The organism is Streptomyces sp. 13-12-16 (genome assembly GCF_002114215.1).
Lineage (GTDB): Bacteria > Actinomycetota > Actinomycetes > Streptomycetales > Streptomycetaceae > Streptomyces.
Window position 1 is genome coordinate 1 of the sequence record NZ_NCTE01001069.1, and the last position, 2,555, is coordinate 2,555.

3 protein-coding genes and 1 pseudogene are annotated in these 2,555 nt (G+C 75.7%); 3 read left to right on the forward strand and 1 reads right to left on the reverse strand.

Annotation, left to right across the window (positions count from 1 at the left end; translation table 11 throughout):
- Positions 1-255, forward strand: a pseudogene (locus B7767_RS35320) (SPFH domain-containing protein); the annotation flags it as partial.
- A complete protein-coding gene (locus tag B7767_RS35325) occupies positions 252-1,163 on the forward strand; it encodes an NAD(+)/NADH kinase (RefSeq protein ID WP_085575629.1) in 912 nt (303 codons plus the stop codon). The pseudogene B7767_RS35320 and the gene B7767_RS35325, both read left to right, overlap by 4 nt.
- A gap of 294 nt (positions 1,164-1,457) precedes the next feature.
- Here B7767_RS35325 and B7767_RS35330 read toward each other — a convergent pair whose 3' ends face one another.
- Entirely contained in the window at positions 1,458-2,117 is a 660-nt protein-coding gene (locus tag B7767_RS35330; protein WP_256923679.1) for a hypothetical protein, read from the reverse strand.
- A 115-nt stretch (positions 2,118-2,232) separates the two neighbouring features.
- Between B7767_RS35330 and B7767_RS35335 the strand changes: the two genes are divergently transcribed.
- On the forward strand, positions 2,233-2,555 hold a 323-nt coding region (locus tag B7767_RS35335), incomplete at its 3' end, for a TSUP family transporter (RefSeq protein WP_179167423.1).

Below are 2,555 nucleotides of genomic sequence, written 5' to 3' on the forward strand. Positions count from 1 at the left end.
CTCGCCGAGGCCGAGGCCGCCCGTTCGGTGGCGCTCGCCCGCGCGGAGGCCGAGGCGGCGCGCGAGGTCGGCGAGGCCCGGGCCGAGGCCCAGGCGGCCTGGCTGCGCGTCCACGGCGATGTCGACGTGGCGACGCTGCACGCGCTCACCGGGACACGGCTGGCGGAGAACCTGCCGCACATCGACAGTGTGACCGTCTCGCCGGACGTGCTGACCGGGCTGCTGGCCCGGCTCGGCGGCGGGGCCCGGGGATGAGTCTCGCCCCGCGGGCCGTCCTGGTCCACCGCACCACGGAGTACGAGGAACTGGTGGCCCGGCACGGTACCCACGGGCAGGCCGCCTTCTTCCTCTCCTCCCGGGGCCGGGACCTCGGGGAGGTCTCCGAACGCCACCGCCGTGCGCACCGGGCGCTGGCCGAGGTGGCGGCCGCGGTCCCGTTGACCTGGCGGCAGGCCCGGGTGGAGCGGAGCGACCTGGACCGTTTCCTGTTCGCGCCGGAGGACATCGTGGTCGTGGTGGGACAGGACGGGCTGGTGGCCAACGTGGCCAAGTACCTCGCCGGGCAGCCGGTGATCGGTGTCGATCCCGAACCGGGGCGCAACCCCGGCGTACTGGTGCGGCACCGGGCGGCCGACGCGGCGGCGCTGCTGCGCGGCGCGTTCACGGCCCGGGCGGATGAACTCACCATGGTCGAGGCCGTCGCCGACGACACCCAGCGGCTGGTCGCGCTCAACGAGATCTACCTCGGCGCCGTCGGACACCAGACGGCCAGGTACCGCCTGGGCCTGGAGGGCGACGGGGGTGTCGTCGAGGCCCAGGCCTCCTCCGGAGTGCTGGTGGGCACGGGCACCGGCGCGACCGGCTGGCTGCGGTCGGTGTGGCAGGAGCGGGGCAGCGCCCTGCGCCTGCCACACCCCACGGAGGACCGCCTGCTCTGGTTCGTCCGCGAGGCCTGGCCGTCGCCGGCCACCGGGACGTCCCTGGTGGCCGGTGAACTCGCCACCGCCGGCCGGCTGCGCCTCACCGTCGAGTCCGAACGCCTCGTCGCCTTCGGGGACGGCGTGGAGGGCGACGCCCTGGAGCTGACGTGGGGACAGACCGTACGGGTGGGCAGGTGCGAGCAGCGACTGCGGCTGGTGACACACGTTCCGGGGCAGCGGTGACCCGACGGGGCGGAACGCCGGCTGCGCGGAAAGGACCGCGCCATCTCTTCGGCCCCGCCCCGTCGTCCGCGCCCTCTTCGTCGCGCGGCACCCGCCCTACGACGCCGGCACACCGCCTCACCGGGCGGCGGCCGGCACCGTCGGGGCAACCCGACGGAATCCGCACCGCCGGTCTCCGGCGACGCACCCGGCCGGGACCTGCGGTCGCGGGCAGGACCGGCCCTGGGGGGAGGCCCCGGACAGTCCTCCCCCGACGGCCGCTCCCCCTGGAAGCGACGACGGCGCCTCGCGGTGCTAACGAAGTGCGCGCCAAGTCGCCTCGTCGAAGTCGGCGGGCAGGCCGCCCCCGGTGAGGTCCCAGGCCCACATGCCGACGAATGCGCCGGTGAAGCCGAGAGCCCGGATCCGCCCGTCCTCGAATTCCTCCGCGTGCTCGTCGGACAGGACGGTGGCGTCGAGCGGCGGTCCGAGGGGCCGCCAGTCGTCGCCGGTGGCGTAACGGAAACGCAGGAAGGCCCCCCCCCGCAGGCCGAGGCCGAGGCGCAGGCGGCGGACCTCACCGAGGGACACCCCGCCGGCTTCGTCCACGCTCAGCACACCGCGGTCGCAGCCCGCCACCCGCAGGACCGTCCGCCCCTCGTCGTCCGCCGTGACGTGCAGGAAGTACCAGTTGCGCGTGTTGTAGTACGCGGTGATCCCGGCCAGGTGCTGGAAGGACCGCGGCCGGTACTCCACCGTCGCCTCGAAGGCACCGTCCGCGGACGTCACCCGGCGGCCCACCGGACTGGAGCCGGTCAGGCTCTGCGGGGAACGGCCGCCGCGCAGCCGCAGATGAGACGGACGGGCCGTGAGGGAAACCCAGTCGGAACTCGCGGGGCGCCGCAGTGTGGACCACTGCGGCCCGAGCACCGGCCCGTCGAAGCCGTCCGCCTCATCCGTCCCGGCCCGCGCCACCTCGCTGTCGTCGGCGGGCCGGTCCGGAGCGGGAACCTCCAGGGCGGGCAGGCCGGTGGGTGCGTGCGGGCCTGCCGGTCACCGGTGGCCGGGGTGACATCTGCGGTGTCATGGCGTGAGTGCGCTGATCCTGGCTCTGCTCGCCGGGGCCGTCGTCGGACTCGCGCTCGGCGCGCTCGGCGGGGGCGGCAGCGTCCTGGCGGTGCCCGCACTGACCTACCTGCTCGGCTTCACCCCGGCCGCGGCCACCGCCGGCCTTGTCATCGTCACCGCCACCTCGCTCACCGCCCTGTACGCCCACGCCCGCACCGGCAACGTCCGCTGGAGAGCCGGCGCCCTCTTCGCCGCGGCCGGACTGCTGCCCGCCGCCGCAGCCCGCCTGCCCCAGTCCGTGCTGACCGCCGCGTTCGCCGCCGTCGCCGCACTCACCGCTGCCGG

What these genes read in the sequence shown, in the direction of transcription:
- B7767_RS35325 (WP_085575629.1), top strand. Translation starts at nt 252, where the DNA reads ATGAGTCTCGCCCCGCGGGCCGTCCTGGTCCACCGCACCACGGAGTAC.